The 5,986-nt window shown below is 58.8% G+C and carries 5 protein-coding genes; 2 read left to right on the forward strand and 3 right to left on the reverse strand.

Annotated features, from left to right (window positions below; genetic code table 11):
• Positions 1 to 827, forward strand: an 827-nt coding sequence (locus Q0F21_RS04790; RefSeq protein ID WP_363282605.1) for a polysaccharide biosynthesis/export family protein, incomplete at its 5' end; no start/stop codon positions are given.
• A gap of 5 nt (positions 828 to 832) precedes the next feature.
• Entirely contained in the window at positions 833 to 3,328 is a 2,496-nt protein-coding gene (locus Q0F21_RS04795) for a polysaccharide biosynthesis tyrosine autokinase (RefSeq protein WP_297237890.1), read from the forward strand.
• An 81-nt stretch (positions 3,329 to 3,409) separates the two neighbouring features.
• On the opposite strand, the gene Q0F21_RS04800 is transcribed toward Q0F21_RS04795, so the two are convergent.
• The 3 genes from Q0F21_RS04800 to Q0F21_RS04810 all read right to left on the reverse strand — a co-directional run.
• Complete coding sequence (locus Q0F21_RS04800) at positions 3,410 to 3,850, reverse strand: BT0820 family HAD-type phosphatase (RefSeq protein ID WP_297237891.1); 441 nt, start codon at positions 3,848 to 3,850, stop codon at positions 3,410 to 3,412.
• A gap of 96 nt (positions 3,851 to 3,946) precedes the next feature.
• Positions 3,947 to 4,624: a porin family protein gene (locus Q0F21_RS04805; RefSeq protein ID WP_297237893.1), complete on the reverse strand. Its 678-nt coding sequence runs from the start codon at positions 4,622 to 4,624 to the stop codon at positions 3,947 to 3,949.
• Positions 4,625 to 4,685: 61 nt separating this feature from the next.
• The coding region (locus Q0F21_RS04810) for a discoidin domain-containing protein (RefSeq protein WP_297237895.1) at positions 4,686 to 5,986 on the reverse strand (1,301 nt) is incomplete at its 5' end.

Here is a 5,986-nt window from a genome sequence, read left to right on the forward strand (position 1 = left end):
GATATATCGACATGCGAACCATTAGTTTCAGAGCGGAGCGTCAGATGGCAGGATCACTTGTCCTCCCATTACTACTGATCTGCCTCCTCTTTTCGTCGTGCGCCACACGCAAGGATGTGGCCTACATCCAGACTCCCGAGCAGGCGATGACCATAGCCGCCGGATCTATGCAGGACGCTCAGATCAGGGCCAAGGACCTACTCACCATCACGGTCGAGTCCTCCAATCCTGAGGCGGTCGCTGCCTTCAACGGCATCTACTGGACTCCTAATCAGCAGTACAGCACCTACGCCCAGCAGGCGAGGACCTTCCTCGTCGATAATAAGGGAAATGTGGAGCTACCCGTCGTGGGGCTGACTCACCTGGGAGGGTATACCCTGCGGGAGGCGGAGACTCACCTTAAGGGAGTACTGAGGAAGTATGTCACAGACATCTCCTCTGTCAACGTGAAGATCCAGAACTATAAGTACTCCGTCATCGGCGAGGTACGCCGCCCGGGCACTTATACGTCGGAGAATACGAAGGTCTCCATCTTCGAGGCGCTGGCCAATGCGGGCGATATGTCCATCCAGGGCGTGCGCAGTGAGGTGAAGCTGATGCGCGAGGGTGCCGATGGGAAGCGCGAGATAGTGACGCTCGACCTGAAGGATCCCAATATCCTTGCCTCCCCCTACTACTACCTGCAGCAGGGAGACGTGATCTATGTGCAGCCCAATGACGCTGCCGCCCAGAGCGCCAATATCGGTGCAGCGACGGGCATCATCTTTAGCATCGCCTCGCTGACGCTCTCCGTCGCCAATATCCTGATCAGCTTACTAGTCAAGTAATAAACATGAACCGGTACGACAGTGCCTCTGGCGGGGCTTTATCCAACTCCCCCCTCCCCGATGAGGGAGACCGCGAAGAGCAGGAGCTGGATCTCTCCACCCTTCTGGCTTCATACCTTAGCCACTGGCCCATTTACCTCCTCTCGATCCTCCTTTGCCTCGTCCTGGGGTGGCTCTTCATCACCGTCTCGAGGCCTAAGTACAGAGTCCAGACGACGATCCTCTTCAATGACCCTCAGGAGGGTAAGGCCGGGAAGTACGCCTCTGCTATGGGAGATCTTGACCTGGTCTCCATCGCCACCGGCGGACTCAATCTCAATGTCGACAATGAGATGCAGCTGATCCAGTCTCGGGAGATGCTGCTCCAGACCATCAAGGAGTCCTACTACTTCCTCGACTTCTCCAGCCGACATGGTCTCCGGACTCAGGTCTACTGGCGAGATCTTCCCGTCCGGATCACTATGGAGCCTTACGAGGAGCTGAATAAGATCAAGAAGCCACTCACGTATACCCTCACCGGCTCCCCCGAGGGAACCTTCACACTGACAGACAAGAGCACCGGGGAGTCCAAGACCATCGACAAGCTCCCTGCCACTGAGGTGACTGAGTATGGGATACTCTCACTGCAACAGGGTGATAGCGTTGCGATGGAGGCTAGCATGCCCTCAGAGCTCTCTATCGTCGTCCACTCTCCGCTCTCCATGGCGGAGCAGATGACCCGAGGCGGAGTCACCGTCGACCGAGTGGAGAAGAATAGCAATGTCTCTGCCCTTACCATTCTCTCCGATAATCGTCAGAAGGGGGAGGACTTCCTCACGAAGCTGGTCGAGGTGTACAATCGCATGCGAGCCATCGACAAGAATGCGGCAGCACAGCGGCAGTACGACTTCATCAATGAGCGTATCTCTCTGATCAGTCAGGAGCTGGGTAGCGTGGAGTCTAACCTCGAGTCAGTGAAGAAGTCTCAGGGCGTCACCAGCTACGAGGACCTCGGCGTGGTGGTGCAGAGCAGTGCCAAGCTCACCGAGGAGGTGTCGCGGATCCAGACGCAGCTTAAGGTGGTAGACCACCTGATCTCCTACGTCAGGGCGATGGGACAGGGTGAGTATAATCTGATCCCCGCCTCTCTCGGCGTGGAGGATGCTTCGCTCAATAGCGCCGTCAGTCAGTACAATACTATGGTGCTGGAGCGTAATAGCCTCGCCGCATCCGTGAGTCCGGAACACCCGAGGCTCCAGGCGATCGAGAGAGACCTGGGGGCGACACGGGACGACCTGATCAGCGTCGCCGACGTCACGAGACAGGGGCTTCAGATCCAGTATGAGGGGCTTAGGGGGATGAAGGGTAGCCTACAGGGGAAGATCTCTCAGGCGCCCACCTTTGAGCGCATCACGACCGATATAGAGAGACAGCGGACGATCCGATCCAATCTCTACCTCATGCTCCTGACGAAGCGGGAGGAGACCTCGATCTCTCTCGCCGCCTCTCTCGAGAGTGCCAAGCTGGTCGATCCTGCGCTTGCAGACGCTGCTCCCTCACAGCCCAAGAAGCCGATCATCTACCTGGCAGCCCTGATCCTCGGACTGCTCCTGCCGACACTATACCTCTATCTGAGACGGCTCACTCGGACTAGGATCCGTACGGAGGATGATATCCGCCGTCACACTACGCTATCCGTACTCGGCAGCGTACCGCATATGTCGGAGGATCACTTCGAGGAGGATACCGGTGAGATCGTGGTTAAGACCCGAGAGAGCGATGTGATGACTGAGATCTTCCGTACCCTGAGGACCAATCTCAACTTCGTCACCGGCAATAAACGACCCCTTGTCCTGCTTGCCACGTCCACCATCCCCTCTGAGGGGAAGACCTTCGTTGCCTCCAATCTTGCCGTCTCTCTCTCCGCCCTGGAGGAGAAGGTGCTGGTCATCGGGCTCGACCTGCGTAACCCCCGACTGTCGCGTACCTTCAAGGGACAGCACATCCACGACCGGCACGACACCACCCACGATCACACGCACGGGATGAGCGAGATCCTCAATGACCTCACCCTCGATCCGATGGACTACGTGATGGAGCTGCCCGACTTCCCAGGGCTGTCGGTCCTGCCGGCGGGTAAGATCCCGCCCAATCCTGCGGAGATGCTGTCGCGACCGCGTCTCGATGAGGTGATCGATATCCTGAGGGACCACTTCGACTACATCATCATCGACAGTGCGCCCTGCGGTCCCGTCGTCGACACGGTCATCCTCAGCCGAGTAGCTGATGCGACGATGTACGTGACCCGCTATCGCAAGACGGACAAGCGTGACATCGACTATATCAACTATCTGTCCGATGCCGGTAAGCTCCCCAACGTCTCTATCGTCCTCAATGACGTGAAGGTAGACACCAAGGGACTCAAGAAGGGTTACGGCTATGGTTACGGCTACGGTTACGGCTATGGCTACGGTCACAGCAGCGACAGTAAGCATGATCCGGGTCACTCGGAGCATAAGTAACAGACCTGACCTGGCATAATGCAAGAGGGGCTGACTCACTGATCAGTGAGTCAGCCCCTCTTGTATTATCGGGATGCCGGATCAGAAAAGTCGTCCTCGTCGCCCGGGCCTCTTGTACCGCTTCATCATCTCAGCCTGCTGGGTGTCGATCACCGTCGTGACATGAAGCGGATGGTGCGGGTGCCCAGACGAGATCATCTGGTAGATCACCTGCCAGTCCGGCAGGCCCCCGAGATTGCGGTCGTCGATGAAGAGGTCCGCCTTGAGCTTCCGGCTGAAGTGCCGATCCGACTCGGTCTCCTCGGCGAAGTCCTTATTGACGGAGTAGAAGGTGATCCCCCGCTCCTCACACCACCGGACGGCCTCGTCCAGCAGCTTTCCCTCACGTACTGACCAGAGGATCAGCCGATGTCCATCGCGGATCAGCTGCTTGAGTGTCTCGACTGCGCCTGGCACCTCTTTGCCGATGGCAGGATACTTGTGCTCGACGATGGTTCCGTCGAAGTCTATTGCGATTATCATGGGGGCAAAGTTAGCTCTTTTTCATGAGCAAAGAGAGGGCTGTGTCATCGGATGGTACCGGCGACACAGCCCTCGCTCTTTCTCTATCCGGAGTGATCAGAATTCGTAACCGACCATGACGAAGAAGTTGGCATTCTTCGGCGATCCGGTGAGTCTCTTTGTATCCTTTAGCTGATCCACAAATCCGTACTGACCACCGACGGTCAGCAGCAGGTCATCGTACTTCAGCCCGATGCTCCCGATGAGACCGCTGTCGATGCGACGCAGCTCACCGTCCTCGCCGAAGGAGTCGTGCTTCTCCGACGAGGTGCTTCCGGCGATGTTCTTCCCGTAGAGACCGATCCCGAGGTAGGGACCAACGTTAGCGACCAGATCGAGATCGTCAGCCACCTCGCGGCTGACGCGGAGGGTCACAGGGATGTCGAGGTAATTGAGGTCGTAGGAGAGCGCCTTGTCGGCATTGTCCTTGTAGCGCTCACCCTTCTGGGAGAAGAAGACACCCGGGCGGATACCGAACTCAAATCCCTTGTACTCATACAAATCGAAATCTGCATCCACGCCGACCCGGACACCTGAGTGAAGCGTGCGGGAAGCTCCGGGATAGGCGGTGAAGTCCTTGAGGAAGCTACCCTGGTAACCAGCGTGGACGGAGATATCCACGTCCAGGTCCAGCTCACGCTCCTCTTCGACATCCACAACCTCCTGAGCAGCCACCGGCAGTGAGAGTGCCAGAGCGGATAGTGCTGCGAGAGCACTGAAGATCACTTTTTTCATTTCTTTTACTCTATTATAACAGTGTTTACCATGTGTGCAAAGGTAGTGAAAATCCTCTCATTTACTCGGATAGCACGGTCAGCTCAGCACCGGCAGCAAAGTCTGCTCCACTCTGCGAGGAGAGCGCTGTGAAGCGGATGTAGCGCGCACTGACGGGATGACTGAGCCGAAGGGTCTGCCTCGACTTAGACCGCTCCATCGTGCCGCGAGCCACCTCCTGCCACTTCTCCCCATCGCTGCTGACGGAGAGGGCGTAGTCTCGGATGTCGCCATTGGTGCTCCCGTCCTGACGCGGCAGATAGGTGATGCCGGCGATGGTTCGCTCCTTGCCGCAGTCCAGTGCCACCCAGTGCGGGTAGGCGGCGACTGTGACGGAGTACATGCTGTGCCAGATCGTGGAGGGGTCTCCGTCGAGCAGGTGAGCGACTGCCCCTGCACCGCTCTCCTCTGAGGAGACACCGCTGATGGTCACCGGTATCGTCGTGATCCGATCGTACCGATGCTCCGTGACGATCCAGTCGCTTACCTCCGGCCAGGCGCGGACCACACCGCCACTGCGGAGGTCTATGGGACGCTCATACCGCACCGCCGGCTTACCGTCGACGGAGTAGCGGATCGGAGACGAGCCGGAGAGCGTCAGCAGGCCGGTGGCACTGCGTCTCATCGTCACCGGGAGTGCCGTCGGCGTCGCTACGACTCCGTCAGCATGGAGGGGTCGGATCTGCAGCGTCATCGTGTGGGGTCCGCCCATCACCCGGGCCACTGCCAGCGGTCCGCCCTGACCGCAAGAGTTGCCTCCGAGACCGGTGACGGCGAGATCCATATGGACATACGTCCCGTCAGACTGCGGGAGCTGGTAGGGGTGGGGCGCCATCGCCAGCTGCATCTGACTATAGGGCAGCACGCTCATGCTCCCGCCATGGGTCATGATCATCAGCCCTCTCTCTCCGGTCTCATCCGTCAGGCGTCCGTAGCGCACCCCCTCGCGATTACCCATGCTCTGGGGCTTGGGGAAGGGGACAAACTGCTCCGCCACGCTGCTCGAGTACTCCCCGACGAAGGCGCCGGTCTCCCGGTCGGCGTAGTTATTCCACGGACCGCGACCGTAGTAGGTGTAGCGGTCGAGCTCGCGCGGCAGCCGCATCGAGAATCCGATACGAGCCAGCGCCAGGGCGGGTTTATTGCTCTCCACAGAGGCGCTGAGGGTGATCGTCCCGTCCGGACTCACGGTCCAGATGTAGGTGGAGGTAAAGGTGCAGTCCTCTGGTCCGAAGGGCTTCTCAGGATGATCCTTGAGCTCAAAGCGCCCACTCACCCCGCCACTGAAGTCGGTACCGTAGGGCGCCCGGCTCTCCACCCGAT

Source organism: uncultured Porphyromonas sp. (genome assembly GCF_934359325.1).
Taxonomy (GTDB): domain Bacteria; phylum Bacteroidota; class Bacteroidia; order Bacteroidales; family Porphyromonadaceae; genus Porphyromonas_A.

Coding starts and splice junctions, on each gene's coding strand:
- Q0F21_RS04800 (WP_297237891.1), bottom strand. CDS start 3,850: ATGATAATCGCAATAGACTTCGACGGAACCATCGTCGAGCACAAGTAT.
- Q0F21_RS04805 (WP_297237893.1), bottom strand. CDS start 4,624: ATGAAAAAAGTGATCTTCAGTGCTCTCGCAGCACTATCCGCTCTGGCA.
- Q0F21_RS04795 (WP_297237890.1), top strand. CDS start 833: ATGAACCGGTACGACAGTGCCTCTGGCGGGGCTTTATCCAACTCCCCC.